The sequence below is a fragment of the Solihabitans fulvus genome (assembly GCF_008386585.1).
GTDB lineage: Bacteria > Actinomycetota > Actinomycetes > Mycobacteriales > Pseudonocardiaceae > Solihabitans > Solihabitans fulvus.
In genome coordinates, this window is record NZ_VUOB01000189.1 from 1 (window position 1) to 526 (window position 526).

The following is a 526-nucleotide window of genomic DNA, read 5'->3' on the forward strand; positions in this document are numbered from 1 at the left end:
CCCCGCGCGCCCGCCTCCGGTGGCTGGGCCGACCCCCCCCTGACCGCCCACGCCGACGACTGCTTCGTCGCCGGCGAGGCCAACCACCAGGCGCTGTTCGGCCGGGTGCCCGCCGTCGTGCACCACGGCGGCGCTGGCACCACCATGACGGCCGCCATGGCCGGCGCGCCCCAGGTGGTGGTCCCCCAGGCGACGGACCAGCCATACTGGGCAGGGCGGGTGGCCGAGCTGGGCATCGGCGCGGCGCACGACGGTCCGACGCCGACCTTCGAGTCCCTGTCCTCGGCACTCGAGACGGCCCTGACTCCCGGGATCGCCGCGCGAGCGAGGGCCGTTGCCGGCACGATTCGCACCGACGGGGCGGCGGTGGCCGCGAGGCTGCTGCTCGAACGATAGGAAACGGCTTTCCTCCATAGCCCGATGGCGATCCCACCATGTCGAAATCAGTTCAGCAGCTGTGAGGGGCCTGTGTCAGATCAGGGGTACGAAGACGAACTGCGGTCCGAGCGGGACTACGTTGCCGGGC

General features: G+C 72.4%; 1 protein-coding gene. It reads left to right on the forward strand.

Annotated elements, in window-relative coordinates; translation table 11 throughout:
- The coding region (locus F0L68_RS41235; protein ID WP_149855354.1) for a glycosyltransferase at nucleotides 1-396 on the forward strand (396 nt) is incomplete at its 5' end.
- Nucleotides 397-526 lie beyond the last annotated feature (130 nt).